The sequence below is a fragment of the Azospirillum sp. VT-I1 genome, from assembly GCF_055698305.1.
The window spans coordinates 313,987-330,974 of record NZ_CP168802.1 but is presented as its reverse complement, the minus strand read 5'-3'; the positions used below and the strand labels follow the sequence as shown (position 1 = coordinate 330,974).

General features: G+C 73.8%; 4 protein-coding genes and 1 pseudogene. All 5 read left to right on the top strand.

Annotated features, from left to right (window positions below; all coding sequences use genetic code 11):
- The first annotated feature begins 134 nt into the window (after window positions 1–134).
- Window positions 135–6,242: an amino acid adenylation domain-containing protein gene (locus tag AB8P05_RS15630; RefSeq protein ID WP_472760144.1), complete on the top strand. Its 6,108-nt coding sequence runs from the start codon at window positions 135–137 to the stop codon at window positions 6,240–6,242.
- Window positions 6,239–7,033 carry a phytanoyl-CoA dioxygenase family protein gene (locus AB8P05_RS15625; RefSeq protein ID WP_472759996.1) on the top strand — a complete coding sequence of 265 codons (795 nt, stop codon included), beginning with the start codon at window positions 6,239–6,241 and terminating at the stop codon, window positions 7,031–7,033. Before AB8P05_RS15630 ends, AB8P05_RS15625 begins: the two co-directional genes overlap by 4 nt.
- A 179-nt stretch (window positions 7,034–7,212) precedes the next feature.
- Window positions 7,213–7,866, top strand: coding sequence for a hypothetical protein (locus AB8P05_RS15620; RefSeq protein WP_472759995.1), 654 nt, complete (start codon window positions 7,213–7,215; stop codon window positions 7,864–7,866).
- 105 nt (window positions 7,867–7,971) lie between these two features.
- Window positions 7,972–16,347 carry an aminotransferase class III-fold pyridoxal phosphate-dependent enzyme gene (locus AB8P05_RS15615; RefSeq protein ID WP_472759994.1) on the top strand — a complete coding sequence of 2,792 codons (8,376 nt, stop codon included), beginning with the start codon at window positions 7,972–7,974 and terminating at the stop codon, window positions 16,345–16,347.
- A pseudogene (locus tag AB8P05_RS15610) lies at window positions 16,242–16,985 on the top strand (AMP-binding protein); the annotation flags it as partial. The gene AB8P05_RS15615 and the pseudogene AB8P05_RS15610, both read left to right, overlap by 106 nt.
- Between the last annotated feature and the right edge of the window lie 3 nt (window positions 16,986–16,988).

The following is a 16,988-nucleotide window of genomic DNA, read 5'->3' as shown; positions in this document are numbered from 1 at the left end:
CCGGCCTGACGGCGGAGCGTTTCCTGCCCGACCCCTTCGCGACGGAGCCGGGGGCGCGGCTCTACCGCACGGGTGATCTCGCCTCCCGCCTTCCCGACGGGCGGCTGCGCTATGAAGGGCGCGCCGACCATCAGGTGAAGATCCGCGGCTACCGCATCGAGCCGGGCGAGGTCGAGCACGCCCTGGCCGCCCACCCGGCGGTGGACCGCGTCGTGGTCGGCGCCCGCCCCGGCCCGAACGGGCTGGCCCGCCTCGTCGCCTGGTGGGTGCCTGTGCGCGATGCCGCGGATGGTATCGATGCCACGGCGCTGTCGTCCTGGCTGGAGCCGCGGCTTCCGGTCTGGATGCGGCCGTCCGCCTATGTGCGGATCGACGCGCTGCCGCTGACCGCGCACGGCAAGATCGACCTTGCCCGGCTTCCGGCACCGGCGGCGCAGCAGCCGGCCCGCAGCGGCGGGACGGAGACGCTGACGGAGACGGAAGCGGCGCTGGCCGCCATCTGGCGCAGCCTGCTGGACGCGGGCGAGGTCCGGCGCGAGGACGATTTCTTCTCGCTCGGCGGCGATTCCATCCTGGCAATCCAGATGGTGTCCCGCGCGCGGGAGGCCGGGTTGGTGCTCACGCCCCGCGAGGTGTTCCGGCACTCCACCCTGGCGGCGCTCGCGGCGCTGGCCGACCGCGCCGCGGCGGGAGCGGCGGAGCGAGCGGAGGGGAATGCCGGCGGCGGCGATGCCGTCGGGCGGGCGCCGCTGGCGCCGATCCAGCGCTGGTTCCTGGCGCAGGACCGGCCCGATCCCCATCACTGGAACCACGGGGTGCTCCTGGAGACGCCGGACCTGCCGCTGTCCGGCGACGGTCCGGGCACCCTGGCCGGGATTTGCCGGGCGCTGCACCGCCGCCACGACGCCCTGCGCCTCCGGCTCGTGCCGGCATCGCCCTCCGCGCGGATGGCGGCGGAGTACGAGATCCCGCCCTTCGACGAGCACGGCGTGCCCTGGAGCGCGCACGACCTCTCGGGCCTGGACGAGGCGGCGCAATGGACGGAGGTGCGGCGGCTGTCGGCGGCGCTGATGGCGGGCATCGACCTGACCGCGGGACCGCCGGTGCGCTATGCCGGGATCCGGCGCGGGGCCGGGCTGCCGCCGCTGCTGATGGTGAGCGCCCATCATCTGGTCGTGGACGACGTGTCCTGGCGCCTGCTCGCCGACGACCTGACGGCGGAGTTCCGGGTGGCGCTCCAGGCGGCGGCCGGTGGCGCCGACATGCCGCAACCCCGCTCCGGGACCGCGCCCTACCGGCTCTGGACCCTGGAGGAGGCAGCGCGCGCGGCCGATGCGGCGGCACGGCGGGAGGTTTGGCTGACGGCGGAACGCCTGGCGGTTCCGGCACGGGCCCTGCCGCTCGACCGGCCCGGCGGACGTGCCGGCAACACCGAAGGGGCCGCGCGCCGCCATCTCCAGACAATCGGCGCCGACACCACGGCACGTCTGCTGCGCGCCGACCGGCCGCCGCAGGCGGTGCTTCTTGCGGCGCTCGGCCGGGTGCTGGCCGAATGGGCGGGGCGTCCGGTTCCGGTGGACGTGGAAGGGCACGGCCGCGACTCCGACGGGCTGGACCTGTCGCGGACCGTCGGCTGGTTCACCACCCTGGCGCCCGCCCTGCCGTGCCGCAGCCTGCGCGAGTCCCCGGCGGAAACCCTGGACAACGCCGAGCGGGAGCTGGCCTTTCTCGGCCGCCACGGCCGGGACTGGCTGGCGCTGCGCCACCCCGCCGCCCCGACCGTCCCGGATGCGGACATTGCGGCGCTCGCCGGGGCCGAGGTCGTCTTCAACTACCACGGCCGCATCGACGCGGCCAACGGCGGCGACGCTTCGGCCTTCCGCGAACTGCCGGGACGGCTGGCCCCGCTGGCGTCGGCCCGGCAGGAACGGGCCTATCTGCTCGAGGTCGCCGCCCATGTCGCGGGCGGCCGGCTGGAGATCGCCTGGACCTACGCCCCCTCCTGCCACGACGAGGCGACGGTCCTGGACGCGGCGGAGCGCTTCGCGCGCGCGGTCTCGGCCCTGGTTTCCGACGATGCGGCCTCGGACCTGCCCCTGACCCCGCTCCAGCAGGGCATCCTGTACGAGTGCCTGCGCGCCGGCGCGCTGCCGCTCTATGTCCAGCGCGCCGGGGTGCGGCTGGCCGGACCGCTGGACGCCGATGCGCTCGCCGCCGCCTGCCGGACCGTCGTCGCGCGGCATGAGGCGCTCCGCCTGTCCTTCGCCTGGCAGGGGCTGGAGACGCCGCGCCAGCGGCTGCATCCGGCGGCCGAGGCGGCGGCCCGGGTCGACCTGGAGACCGCCGACCTGACCGGCCTCGCCGCCGACGCGCAGGAACGGGCTCTGGCCGACTCCGCGCGCCGCGCGACCGCTGCCGTGATGGTTCTGGACCGGGCGCCGCTGATCCGCTTCGCGCTGCACCGGCTCGGTCCCGGCGAGCATCATTTCGCCGTCACCTTCCACCACCTGATCGCCGACGGCTGGAGCGTCGCCACGCTGTTCGGCGAACTGATGGAGCTGTACGCCGCCGCCGTCGCCGGGCGCCCCCCGGCGCTGGCGCCGCCGGCCTCCTTCGCCCGCCATGTGCGCTGGCTCGCCGCCCGCGACGGCCATGCCGACACCGCCTTCTGGCAGGCGGAGCTTGCCGGGTTCGACGAGCCGTCGCGCATCGCCGACGGTGGCGATCCATCCACCGCCCTGGCCGCGGACGAGGCGTGCCAGCGCGTCGCCGGCCTCGGCCCCGCCGAGACGGCGGCGCTGCGCGCCTGGTGCGCCGGGCGGCGGATCACGCTGAGCAGCGCGGTCCATGCCGCCTGGGCGCTGGCGCTGGCGCGCTGCACCGGCCGGCGGGACGTGCTGTTCGGGTCGGTGTCCTCCGGCCGGTCGTCGCCCCAGCTGGGAGTGGAAGGGCCGGGGGTGGAAGGGCTGGTCGGCATGCTGATCAACACGCTGCCCCTGCGGGTCGCCGTGCCCCAGGCCATGCCAGCCGGGGCCTTCGTGGCCGCCGTGCATGAGCGGCTGGTCGGCATCGGCGACCACGAGACCGTGCGGCTGGCCGATCTCCAGGGCTTCGCCGCCCTGCCGGCGGGCACGCCGCTGTTCGACATGCTCCTGGCCTTCGAAAGCTACCCGTCGCCGGCCGCGGCATCGTCCGGAGCCGGACGGGACAGCCTGCGCCTGATCGAGGAGGAGCTGGAGGAGCGGGTACCGCGCAACTTCGAACTGGCGGCCATGCTGCTGGTCGAACCGGGAGACCGGCTGTGCCTGCGGCTGCAGCACGACCCGCGCGCCGTCAGCGGACGCCGTGCCGATGCGCTGCTGTCCTACGCCTGCCGGCTTCTCGCCACGCTGCCCGCCGCCGCCGAAGGGCCGACCGCCGCCTGGACCATGCTGGGTCCGGAGGAGCTGGAGGCCGTCACCCGGCGCTGGGCGCGGGGACCCGCCGCGGACCCCGGCGGCGATCTGCCCGTGACCCGCCTGATCGAGACGCAGGCCGCGGCCACGCCGGACGCGCCGGCCCTGCGCTTCGAAGGGCGGCAGACGAGCTACGGCGCCATGAACGCCGCGGCGAACCGGCTGGCGCGCTGGCTGCGCCGGCAGGGGGTGCGGACCGACGACGCGGTCGGCCTGTGCCTGCACCGGAGCGACGTCACCGTGACCGCGCAGCTGGCCGTGCTGAAGGCCGGCGCCGGTTTCCTGCCCCTCGATCCCGAGCTCGCCCCGGCCCGGCTCGCCGAACTGGTCGGACTGGCGCGGCCCCGGCTGGTGCTGAGCGAGCGGGCGCTGGCCGACCGGCTCCGCCTTCCCGGGCCGGCCGACGCGGTGCCGGTCTTCGACCTGGATGCGGCCTGCCGCCCCTGGGAGGCGGAACCGGCGGAGGACCTGCCGGAAACGTCCGATCCCAACGCCCTGGCCTACCTGATGTTCACCTCCGGCTCGACCGGCGTGCCGAAGGGGGTGATCTGCACGCACCGCGGCCTGTCGAACCGCTTCGCATGGCAGCGGACGCACCGCCCCATCCCGGCCGGCGAACGGGTGCTGCAGAAGACGCCCTACACCTTCGACGTGTCGGTGTGGGAAACGCTGCTGCCGCTGACCTCGGGCGCGACGCTGGTCGTCGCCCGGCCCGGCGGGCACCGCGATGCCCATTGGATCGCCGCCGCCATCGCCGCAGAGCGGGTCGGCATCGTCCATTTCGTGCCGTCGATGCTGCAGGCCTTCCTGGACACCCCCGGCGCCGCCGCCACCGTGCGCGGCATCCTGCACAGCGTGGTCTGCAGTGGCGAGGCGGTGACCACGGCGTTGCGCGACGCGGCGCACGCCGCGCTGGGGCTCGACATCCTGAACCTGTTCGGGCCGACCGAGACATCCATCGAGGTGTCGCACTGGGTGTGCCGTCCCGGCGAGCCGTCCGTCCCCATCGGCCTGCCGATGACCGGCGTCAGGCTCTATGTGCTCGACGACGGCCTGATGCCGGTGCCGCCGGGCGAGGCGGGCGAGCTGTACATCGCAGGGGTGGCGGTCGCGCGCGGCTATCTCGGCCGTCCCGGCCTGACGGCCGACCGCTTCCTTCCCGATCCATATGGCGACTGCCCGGGCGACCGCATGTACCGGACCGGCGACCGCGCCCGCTTCCGCGCGGACGGCGCCATCGAGTATCTCGGCCGCGCCGACTTCCAGGTGAAGCTGCGCGGCGTCCGCATCGAACCGGGCGAGATCGAGGCGCGGCTGCTGGGCCTGGCGGGCGTGCGCGAGGCGGCGGTGCTGTGCGTCGGCACGGGCATCGACGCCCGCCTGATCGGCTTCGTGACCGGCGCCCCCCTGCCGGAGGAGGCGGAGTTGCGGGCCGCGCTGGCGGCGGAGCTTCCGTCCGCCATGGTGCCGGACCGCATCCTGCCGCTCGCGCGCCTGCCGCTGAACGTCAACGGCAAGGCCGACCGCCGCGCGCTGGCGGAGATGGCGGCGGCGCTGGAACCGGGTGCGCCCGGCGGCGGCGGAGCCGCCCCCCGCGATGCCGTGGAGGCGGAGGTGGCGGCGCTGTGGGCGGAGGTGCTCGGCCTGCCGGACGTCGGGGTGGACCGCCACCTGTTCGAGGAGCTTGGCGCCAACTCCCTGGCCGCGCTGCGTCTGGCGGCCCGGCTGGAACGGCGCTGGCCGGCCTGCGGCGGCCTCGCGGCGTTGATGCGCCATCCGACGGTGGCCGCCTTCGGCGCGCATCTGGCCCGCATGCATGCGGCTCCTGGGCCTGCGGCCGGGCCCGATGCCGGCGGGGTCGGCGATGCGGACGGCGTGCTGGTGCCCCTGGCCGCGGGCGACGGGCGCCGGCCGCCGCTGGTCCTCGTCCATCCCGGCCTCGGCACCACCCTGTGCTTCGTCGACCTCGCCCGCCGGCTCGCCGCGGATGTGGATGGCGGGCCGTCGATCCTCGGCCTGCAGGCCCCCGGCCTTGCCGACGGGGAAGCGACGCCGGACCGGGTCGAGGACTTCGCCCGGCGCTACATCGACGCGCTGCAACGGCGCTGCCCGGGCGGTCCCGTCCATCTCGCCGGCTATTCCTTCGGCGGGCTGGTCGCCTTCGAGATGGCCTGCCGCCTGCAGGAGGCCGGCGCTCCGGTGGCCAGCCTGACCATCCTCGACACGCCGGCCCCCGCCGGGGATACGGCCGCCGTCACGTCTGCCGCCCAATCTGCCGCCCAATCTGCCGACGAGACGCTCCTGCTGGCGGAGATCCTGCGCCTGATCGAACGCCATGCCGGGCTGGAGCCGTCGATGACCGCCGTGCGCCTTCGCGGGCTGACGCCGGCCGGGCGGCTCGCCGCCGCCGGCAGCCATCTCGCCGCCGAGCCGGCGCTGGCCGCCGTCGCCGCCGGGCTGGACATCGGGCGCGTGCTGGCGGTGGCCCTGGCGTCCGGCGCGGCCCACGCCGCCTACCGGAGCGGCCGGATCTACGGCGGCCGCCTGCATCTGCTGCGCGCGGCCGATCCGCTGGCCGAGGACACCGCCGGGCTGGATCCGGCCCTGCTCGCCCGCCCCGCGCTGGGGTGGGAGGACCGCGCCCGGAGCGTCTCCGTGCTGCGCGTGCCGGGCGACCACGCACGCCTGCTGACCCCGCCCGCCGTGGACGCCGTGGCCGCCGCCCTGCTGCGCATCCTGGCGAGCGCCCCCGACAACCACCAAGACACCGGAGGAAACGCGCCATGACCCTGTCGAACGAGCAACTGGCCGCATATGAGCGCGACGGCGTGATCGTCCTGCCCGATCTGTTCGGCACCGGCGAGATCGACGCCATGATCGCCGAGGTCGAGGCGCTGGCGGCGCGCGACCTTCCCGGCCATGTCCGCGAGGCCGGCAGCGGCGCGCTGCGGGCGCTGCACGGCTGCCACCGCGACAGCGCGCTGTTCGACAGGCTGGTCCGCCAGCCGCGGCTGGTCGGCATCGCCCGGCAGCTGCTGGGACCGCAGGTCTACCTGCACCAGTTCAAGATCAACATGAAGGCCGCCTTTTCCGGCGAGACCTGGCAATGGCACCAGGACTACATCTTCTGGCTGAAGGAGGACGGCATGCCCGAGCCTCTGCCCATCAATCTGGCGATCCTGCTGGACGACGTGACCGAAGTGAACGGTCCGCTCTGCTTCATTCCCGGAACGCACCGGATCGGCACCATCGACGTCCGTCCGCCAGCGGGCGGCGAGGACTGGCAGGCGAATTTCAGCGCCAGCCTGCCCTACGCGACGCCGGAGGAGCTGATCGCGGACGTTGCGCGCGACGCCGGCATCGTCGTGCCCAAGGGAAAGCGCGGCTCGGTGCTGCTGTTCCACAGCAACATCCTGCACGGCTCCTCCAGCAACATGTCCCCGTTCCCGCGCCGCCTCGCCATCCTCACCTACAACGATGTGGCGAATGCACCGCGCGGGAAGAGCAACCCGCGTCCCGAATTCCTCGTGACCCGGGATTGCAGCGCCATTGCCCCACTCGAAAAAGACGGAATTTGAGTTCCAGGAAAATAATTCTCCGAAGAAATATTATCGCAAACAAAGAAGGCTTCCTGATTTTCAGGAGAGTTAGCCGGAAACGCATTGTTTTGTCATCGTTGGTATCCAGTATTTTTGTTTCAGACTGGCTGCCCGAGGACACAGAGCAATCCTGATCCAATCACCCAGGAGGAATGTGAATGACTTCGGTAGTTTCCAACAGCGTCCGCAATGCGGCGGCTCCTATCGCCGAGATTGCGACCCATCTCCGGCAGATCGACCCGGTCTCGTCGCTCCCGCCGGAGTTCCAGCTCCCGGTTCTGCGCCAGCTCGCCAAGCTGCTCGTCGAACATGGGATCGCCGCGGCTGAAGCCTCGGTGGCGCTGCACGGCGCGCTGAACGCCGACGGCATCGCCGCCGCGGCCAGCCAGGCCAACAGCGGCGGCTCCAACGTCTCCGCCGGCCAGATCGTCGACGCGTCGGCCCTGCAGGCCGCGCTGAAGCAGGCGGGGACCGCCCTGGACCTGTCCGACGTGGTCGCGCATGTGCAGTCCATGGCGAACGACACGTCCTTCGTCACACTGCTGAAGACCGAGGCCGCGAAGAACGGCGTCGATCTCGGCGTGGTGCGCGAGGCGCTGAAGCACGTCAAGGTCGACAACATCCAGGTCCTCGCCTCGTTCGATTCGGCGATCGCCGCCATCCGCCTGCAGGAGCGGGAAGCCGGCAACTCCACCGCCAGCAGCACGCTGCAGGCGGTGCAGAGCAGCCTGAACGACACCGTCAACAAGGCGAAGTCCAGCGTGACCAACGTCCTGCAGAACCTCGACCAGCTGTTCGAGAAGGCTGCCTGACCGTGAGACCCGTCGCCGTCCCTCCGGGGGCGGCGACGGCCCTCGCCGTTGCGCCACAGCCGCGCGAACGCCGCCCCCATCCCCCGATGCCCACGAACGGACGCCATGAGCACGCTTCTCGACGCGGTTGAACGAAACGGACGCGACATTCCCGACGGCCTCGCCTACGCCTTCGTCCGCGACGGCAGCACCGTGGCCGACAAGCTGACCTACGCGGAATTCTCCACGCGGGCGCGGGCGGTCGGCGCATGGCTGGCGGAGCGTGCCCGCCCCGGCGACCGGGCGCTTCTGATCTTCAAGCCGGGACTGGAATTCCTCACGGCCTTCTATGGATGCCTGTTCGCGGGCGTGGTGGCCGTTCCCTCCTATCTGCCGCGGCGGGACAGGTCCCGCCAGCGCACGCAGGCGATCATCGACGATTGCGCGCCGCTGTTCGCGCTGACCACGGCGGACCAGATCGACCAGCTGCCCGAACTGGCGCTGGCCGGCGGCGGCGGCGCGCTGCCCGTGCTCGCCATCGACGGGATTCCGGATGCCGGGGCACAGCAGTTCCGGCGCTTCGCCGGCGACGACGGCCATCTGGCCTTCTTGCAATACACCTCCGGTTCGACCTCCACGCCCAAGGGCGTGATGATCAGCCGCGGGAACCTCGACGACAATCTGCGCGCCATCAGCGAGGGGTCGTCCTGCCCCGACCGCGTCATGGTCAGCTGGCTGCCGACCTTCCACGACATGGGCCTGATCTTCGCGGCGCTCTATCCCATGCGCGACGCATTCCCGGCCTACATCATGGCGCCGCAGGAGTTCGCAGCGCGCCCGGTGACCTGGCTGAAGGCGCTGTCGCAGTTCCGCGGTACCCATTCGGCCGCCCCCAACTTCGCCTTCGAACTGTGCGTGGACAAGATCCGCGACGAGGATCTGGCCGGTCTCGACCTGTCGTCGGTGCGCAACGTGCTGAACGCGGCGGAGCCGATCCGCCACCGCACCGTGACCCGCTTCCTGGAGCGCTTCGGCCCGGTCGGCTGGCGGCCGGGGGCGATGCATCTGGCCTTCGGCATGGCGGAGACGACCGTCAAGACGACCGAGGTGCCGATGGACCGCCCGCCGCGCTTCGTCACCGCGCAGGCCGACGCGCTGGCCCAGGGCCGGGTGGTCGATCTCAACGCCGCCGCGACCGACGGGGACGCGCGGCGCATCGGCTGCTGCGGCAGGCCGGACCGCCTGCTCCGCCTGATCGTCGCCGACCCCGAACGCCGCGTTCCCCTGGCGGAGAACGAGGTGGGCGAGATCTGGTGCGCCGGCCCGAGCGTGGCGCTCGGCTATTGGAACCGGCCGGACGCGACGGAGGCCACCTTCCGCGCGACCCTGACGGGGGAACTTGGCGTGCATTGGCTGCGCACCGGCGACATGGGCTTCCTGCGCGACGGCGAGATCCACGTCACCGGCCGGCTGAAGGAGACCATTCTGCTGCGCGGCCGCAACCTCTACCCCTACGACATCGAGCAGACGGTGCAGGACGTCAGCCCGCTGCTGATCCGCGACCGCGGTGCCGCCTTCGCCGTCATCGAGGACGAGGAAGAGCGGCTGGTCGTCGTGCAGGAGCTGCGCCGCGACGAGCGAAGCACCGACCGGCAGGCGCTGATCGGCGAAATCCTGCGCGCCGTCGCCGAGATGCACGAGGTGGAGGTGGAAGCCGTCGTGCTGATCCGCGCCGGCACGCTGCTTCTGACCAGCAGCGGCAAGATCCGCCGTCTGGGCATGCGCGACGCGTTCCTGGCCGGGGAGCTTGCGGTTCTCGCGGAATGGCGGCGCCCCACAGTTCCGAAGCGGGCGGAGGCGGAAAAGACCGGGACAGGCGAGGCCGGGACCAGCGGGACCAACCCCCTGCCGCCGTCCCAGATCCGGCGCACGCTCGCCGACATGGTGGCCGGCGTGCTCGGCCTGCCGTCGCGGCAGATGCGCGAGAACGAGCCGCTGGCACAGCTCGGCTTCGGGTCGATGGCGGCGATCCAGACGGCGGCGGCCATCGAGAAGTTCTTCGGCTGCGCCTTCGATCCGACGCTGTTCTACCGTCTGTCGAGCATCAGCCAGGTGGCCGAGCACATCGCGGGCGCCGTGTCGCCCGCCGCGCCGCGCCTGTCCGCGCTGGCCGTGCAGGCCGCCCGCCCGCTGCTGGAGATCGCCGCCGCCCCGGCCTCCGAACCCGCTTCCCCGCCGGCGGGGGCGACGGCCGCACCGTCCCATGCAAACGACCCCGCTCCCGACGATGCCCGCGCCGTGGCCGTGGTGGGCCTCGCCTGCCGGCTGCCGGGGGCGGCGGACGCCGAAGCGCTGTGGCGGCTTCTGGAGGAGGGGCGATGCGCGGTGGCGGAGCCTCCGCCGGAACGGCCGGAACTGGCCGCCGCCTTCGCCGATGCGCTGGCCGCGGTGCCGCGCCGCGCCGGCTGGCTGCCCTCCGTCGCCGGGTTCGACCCCGCCTTCTTCCGCATGTCCCCGGCGGAGGCCGACCTCCTCGATCCGCAGCACCGGCTGGTCCTGGAGACCGCATGGCGGGCGCTGGAGGATGCCGGCCAGCCGCCGGAGCGCTGGCGCGGCCGCAACGTCGGCGTCTTCGTCGGGATCAGCACCGGCGACTATATGGAATGCCTGCAGCGCCACGGCGTCGCGGCACCCCAGCTCGCCACCGGAAATGCGCATTCCATGGCGGCGAACCGGCTGAACTGGCTGATGGACTGGCGCGGTCCCAGCCTCGCTGTGGACACCGCCTGCTCCTCCTCGCTTTCGGCGATCCATCTCGCCGTCGAGAGCCTGCGCCGGGGCGAGAGCGAGATGGCCCTGGCCGGCGGCGTCAACCTGATCCTGGGCACACGCCTGACGCAGGCCTTCCAGCAGGCCGGCATGCTGTCGCCGACCGGGCTCTGCCACAGTTTCGACGCCGCCGCCGACGGCTATGTGCGGGGCGAGGGATGCGGCATCGTCGTGCTGAAACGGCTGTCCGACGCCCGCCGCGACGGCGACCGGGTGTTGGCCGTGGTGCGGGGCACCGCCGCCAACCAGGACGGCGCCAGCAACGGCCTGACGGCGCCCAACGGCGACGCGCAGGAGCGGGTGATCGCCGCCGCCCTGCGCGACGCCGGGCTGGACGCCCGCGCCGTCGGCTATCTGGAGGCGCACGGCACCGGCACGCCGCTGGGCGACCCCATCGAAGCGGCGGCGCTCGCCGCCGTCTACGGGCCGGGGCGCGACGTCCCCTGTCCGGTCGGGACCATCAAGGCCAACATCGGCCATCTGGAAGCGGCGGCGGGTGTCGCCGCCTTCATCAAGCTGGTGCTGGCGCTCCGCAACCGGACGGTTCCGCCGCTCGCCGGCTTCACCGCGCCGAACCCCCTGCTGGCGCCGCATCTGGGCGTGCTGGCCATCCCGACCCGGCCCGTCGAATGGCCGGCGGCCGGCGGCCGGCGGATCGCGGCGGTCAGCTCCTTCGGCTTCGGCGGCGCCAACGTCCACATGATTCTGGAGGAGGGGGCGGAAGAGGCGGACTTGGACGCCCCCGCAGCCCTGCCGGCGGCCGGCCAGGGAAGGCCGGTGCCGCTCGCCCTGTCCGCCCACACGACCGAGGCGCTGGTCCGGCTGGCTGGAGAGACCGCCGCCTTCCTGCGCCGCCGCCCCGATCTGCCGGCCGCGGCGGTCGCAGCCGAACGGAACCTGCGGCGCGGCCACCTGTCCCACCGGCTCGCCGTCGTCGGACGGGACGGCGCGGAACTCGCCGCCGCTCTCGATGCCGGCATCGACGCCCTGGGGAGTGGCGGGCGGGCGCCGCGCATGGCGCCGCGGATCGCCGCCCGCTTCGCCGGGCGGGCGCCGGATCCGGCGACGGTCCGCGCGCTCGCCGACGGCTTCCCGGCCTATCGGGAGGCGCTGGCCGCCTGCGCCCGTCTTCTGGAACCAGAACTGGACCTGCCGCTCGACGCCCTTTTCGCCGCCCAGGCCCCCCGCTTCGCCGAACCCGCGGCCTTCGCCGCCGGCTGGGGCATGGCGGCGCTCCGGCGCGCCTGCGGGCTGGAGCCGGAACTGGTCGCCGGCGACGGTCCCGGCGCCTATGTGGCCGCCGTGCTCGCCGGTGTCATGGATCTGGAGACGGCGGTCCGGCTGGTCGCCCTGCGCGGACGCCGCCATGAGAGCCAGGAGGCCGCCACCGCCTTCGGCGCCGCCCTCGACGCGGCGGCGTTGCGCGCACCGGTGCTGACCTTCGCCGGTGCGGGGGCGTCGGCGGCGACCCCCGCCTTCTGGCACGGGCAGGCGGCGGATGGGCGGAGCGGCGCCGCCCGGCTGGCCCTGCTGGGCGAGCCGCAAGACCTGCTGCTCGACGACAATCCGGATGATAAGGCTCCCGGAGAGGGCGGCACCGATCCGGTGCGGGCCGTGTTCGACGACGCCGCGCGCGCCTATATGCTGGGCGCCACGGTCGAATGGGCGGCGCTCCAGCCAGACCGCGGCCTGCCGCGGGTTCCCGGGCTACCTGGCCAGCCCTTCCTGCGCCAGCGCTGCTGGTTCGCGCCCGAAGCCGCAACTGATGCCGCCCCGCCTTCCGCCCAACACTCCGTCCCATCCTCCGCGCCCGTCATCCCCGCCCCTGCCAGTGCGGATGCGGTCGTCGACCGGCTGCGCCGCCTGATCGGCGAGCAGCTGCGCATGCCCGCCGACTCGCTCGACCCGCATCAGCGCTTCACGGAGATGGGGGCGGATTCCATCGTCCTCATGGGCACGGTGCAGCGCATCGAGGCGATGTTCGGCGTGAAGCTGTCGATGAAGCAGCTTTTCGACCAGACCCCCGACATCGCCTCGCTCGCCGGGCTGCTGGCGGCCCAGGCGCCGGCCGCCCAGCCACCCGTCGTGCCGGCACCCGTCGTGCCGGCGCCCACGCCCGCCGCCGCATCCCACGCCAGCATTCCGGACGGCGACCTCGGCGCGCAGATCGCAGCACAGGCGGCGCAGCTGGAGGCGCTCGCCGCCAACCACAGGCGCCTCGCCGCGCTGGTCGCCGACAACCGGAACGCTCCCGCCGTCGGGACCCGCGTCGCCCGCCTGCCCGGCGCGGTGGCCGGCCCGTCGGTGCTGCCGCCCTGGCGGGCCGATCTCGCGAACGCCTCCCTCGCCGCGGAGGACCAGCGCGCGCATCTGGGCCGCCTCGTCGCGCGGCGCGACGCGCGCACCGGCACCTCCAAGCGGATGGCCGCCGCCTTCCGGCCCCGGCTGGCGGACAACCGCGCGTCGGCCGGCTTCCGCTTCTCGACCAAGGAGCTGGTCTATCCCATCGTCGGCGACCGCGCCGAAGGCGCGATGCTGTGGGACGTGGACGGCAACGCCTATGTCGACATCACCATGGGCTTCGGCGTCAACCTGTTCGGCCATTCTCCCGATTTCGTGCGGGAGGCGCTGAACCGGCAGATCGCCGCCGGCTTCCCCATCGGTCCGCAGAGCCCGCTGGCCGGCGAGGTGGCGGAGCTGGTCTGCCGCCTGACCGGGCTCGACCGGGCCTGCTTCTGCAACTCCGGCACGGAGGCGGTGATGACCGCCCTGCGCCTTGCCCGCACCGTTACCGGCCGCAGCAAGGTGGTGCTGTTCGAGGGATCCTACCACGGCCATTTCGACGGCGTGCTGGCGTCGCCCCGCCACGGCGACGGCGTGATCGAGCCGGTGCCGATGGCGCCCGGAACGCCGCCGCGCCTGGTCGGCGACATCCTGCCGCTGGCCTACGGGGACGAGACCTCGCTGGAGATCATCGCGGCCGAGGCGCCGAACCTCGCCGCGATCCTGGTGGAACCGGTGCAGAGCCGCCGGCCCGACCTGCAGCCCCGCGCCTTCCTGGAGCGGCTGCGCGAAATCGCCACGGCGTCCGGCGCGGTGCTGATCTTCGACGAGATGATCACCGGCTTCCGGCTGGCCGCCGGCGGCGCGCAGGAATGGTTCGGCATCCGCGCCGACCTCGCCACCTACGGCAAGATCGTCGGCGGCGGCCTGCCGATCGGCGTGGTCGCCGGCAAGGCGCCGATCATGGACGCGCTCGACGGCGGCCAGTGGTCGTTCGGCGACGACAGCTATCCGGGCACGGAGACCACCTTCTTCGCCGGCACCTTCAACAAGCATCCGCTGGCGATGGCCGCCGCCCGCGCGGTGCTGACCCGCATCGCCGCCGACGACGGGGCCCTCTACCGCGCCCTGAACGAGCGCACGGCGGCGCTGACGGACGCGCTGAACCGCGTTCTCACCGAAACCGAAACCGGCATCCGCGTGGTCCGCTGCGGCTCGCTGTTCCGCTTCGTGCATCATGCCAACCAGGACGTCTTCATCCAGAACCTGATCGACAAGGGCGTGTTCATCTGGGAGGGGCGCAACTGCTTCCTGTCCGCCGCCCATGGCGAGGCGGAGGTGGAGCGCATCGTCGCCGCCGTGCGCGAGACGGTGGCCGGGATGGCGCAGGACGGCTTCTTCGCCCCGGCGGCGGCCGCGGTCGGGACGGCCGCGCGGGAACCGCTCGGCGCGGCGCAGCGGCAGCTCCTGCTCTATGCCCGCCTGAACCCGGCGTCCTGGGCGGCCTACAACGAACCGGCGCTGCTGGCGCTGGGCGGGCCGCTGGACGAGGAAGCGCTGCGCCGCGCCTGGCGCCGGGTGGTGGCCCGGCACGAGGCGCTGCGCACGCGCATCGACGCGGAGGCCGGCGTCCAGGAGGTCCTGCCGCCGGACACCGTGCCGGATCTGCTGGACGTCCGCCGGGTGGCCGACGACGAGGCGATGGACGAGGCGGTCGCCGCCTTCATCGAACGGCCGTTCGACGCCGCCGGACCGCTGTTCCGGCTGGGCCTGTTCACGCGGCCGGACGGCACCGGCATGCTGGTCGAATGCGGCCACCATGCGCTGGTGGACGGCTGGTCGCTGCGGCTGATCGCGGAGGATCTGGGGCGCAGCTACCGCGACGCCGCAGAGGGGCGGGAGGGGCGGGAGGCGCCGGCCGAGGCCGCGCCCTCCTACCGCAGCTGGCTGGCCCGCTGCGCTGCTCACGGACGGCGGGCGGAGCGGCAAAGGAACCTGGACTGGTGGCTGGACCGCCTGGAGGGACCGCTGCCGGTGCTCGACCTGAAGACCGACCGGCCGCGTCCGGAGCTGTCGGGCTTTGCACCGGCGTCGGTCGTCGAAACGACGCTGGACGCGGCGCTGAGCGACGGCGTCGCCGCCGCCGCGCGGGCGCTGGGCGCCACGCCCTACATGGTGCTGCTCGGCGCCTGGCTGTTGTGGCTGCACCGGGCATCCGGGCAGGACCGCCTGATCGTCGGCGTTCCGGTCGCCGGGCGCGACGACGCAGCCGACGGCAAGGTGGTCGGCTATTGCGCCCACATGCTGCCGGTGCCGAGCCGGCTGGAGCCGGGCGACACCGTCGCCGGCTTCCTGACCCGGCTGCGCGGAACGCTTCTCGACAGCTACGAGCATGCCGACGTCTCCTTCGCGGATCTGCTGGAGCGGCTGCGGCTGCCCTTCGATCCGGGGCGCGCCCCAGTCTTTTCGACGACCTTCAACCTGGATCAGGCATCCTCCCCCGACGGGCTGTTCCCGGTGCCGGCATCCCTGGCCGAGCCGGCGCGGCGCATCGCCAAGTTCGACCTGGGGCTGAACGTCACACAGGCCCCGGGCGAGCCGCTGCGGCTGCGGCTCGACCGCGCGGCGGAGCTGTTCGACGAGAGCACCGCGCGCCGCATCCTGGACCAGTATGGCGCCCTGCTGCGCGGCATCCTGGCCGACCCGTCCGTCCGGCCCGGCGCCATCGACCTCTCCGGCCCGGCGGAGCGGGAGGCATGGCGGGCGGGCTGGCTGCCGGACGCCGTTCCGGTCGGTCCCGCCACGGTGCCGGAGCGCATCGCCGCCCGCGCCGCCGCCGCGCCGGACCGCGAGGCCGTCCGGTGCGGCGGGCGCAGCCTGACCTACGGCGGGTTGCTCGCGCGCGCCGACCGGCTGGCCGGCCTGCTTTCCGCCCGCGGAGTTGGGCCGGAAACGGCGGTGGGCGTCGCGCTGGAACCCGGTCCGGCGCTGCCGGTGGCGTTGCTGGCGGTGTGGCGGGCCGGCGGCTTCTATGTGCCGCTCGACCCCGACTATCCGCGGGGCCGGCTGGTCGCGTGCGCCCGGGACGCCGCCTGCCGCATGGTGCTGACTTCCGCCGCTCACGCGGCGCTCTGGCAGGCGGAGGGCTTCGCGACGCTCGTGCTGTCGGAGGACGGGATCGCCGAGGGTGCGGAGGATCCGGCGTCCGCGCCGCCGCCCGCACCGCCGTCGCCCGCCCCCTGCCGCAGCAGCTGGCATATGTCATCCACACCTCCGGATCGACGGGAGTGCCGAAGGGCGTCGCGGTCCCGCACGCCGCCCTGGCCAATTTCCTGGAGGCTATGGAGCGGCGGCTCGCCATCGGGGCGGATGACCGGCTGCTGTCGGTGACGACCCCGTCCTTCGACATCGCCGGGCTGGAGCTGTACGCCCCGCTGGTCGCGGGCGGCACCGTGGTGATCGCCGAGGCCGACGACCGCCGCGACCCGCGCCGGCTCGCCGCCCTGCTCGACCGGGCGGAGGCCACGGTGATGCAGGCCACCCCGGCGACCTGGCGCCTGCTGCTGGAGTCGGGCTGGACCGGCTGGGCCGACCTGCGCATCCTCTGCGGCGGCGAGGCGCTGCCGGCCGATCTGGCGGCACGGCTGACCGGCTGCGGGGCCGCCCTGTGGAACCTGTACGGACCGACCGAGACGACCATCTGGTCGAGCGCCCGGCGCATCGAACAGGCCGGCCAGCCCGTCGATCTGGGGCCGGTGATCGACAACACCCGGTTCTATGTGCTGGACGCGGCGCTCGACCCGGTGCCGCCGGGCGTGCCGGGGGAATTGTGGATCGCCGGGCTGGGGGTGGCGCGCGGCTATGTCGGTCGCCCCGGCCTGACCGCCGAACGGTTCCTGCCCGACCCGTGGTCGCCCGAGCCGGGCGGGCGCATGTACCGCACCGGCGACCTCGTCTGCTGGGCGGACGGGCGGCTCGACTGCCTGGGCCGGCTCGACCATCAGGTCAAGGTCCGGGGCTTCCGGATCGAG

Bases quoted from the DNA above. Each gene is read 5' to 3' on its own strand.
- AB8P05_RS15625 (WP_472759996.1), top strand. From the start codon at position 6,239: ATGACCCTGTCGAACGAGCAACTGGCCGCATATGAGCGCGACGGCGTG.
- AB8P05_RS15620 (WP_472759995.1), top strand. From the start codon at position 7,213: ATGACTTCGGTAGTTTCCAACAGCGTCCGCAATGCGGCGGCTCCTATC.
- AB8P05_RS15615 (WP_472759994.1), top strand. From the start codon at position 7,972: ATGAGCACGCTTCTCGACGCGGTTGAACGAAACGGACGCGACATTCCC.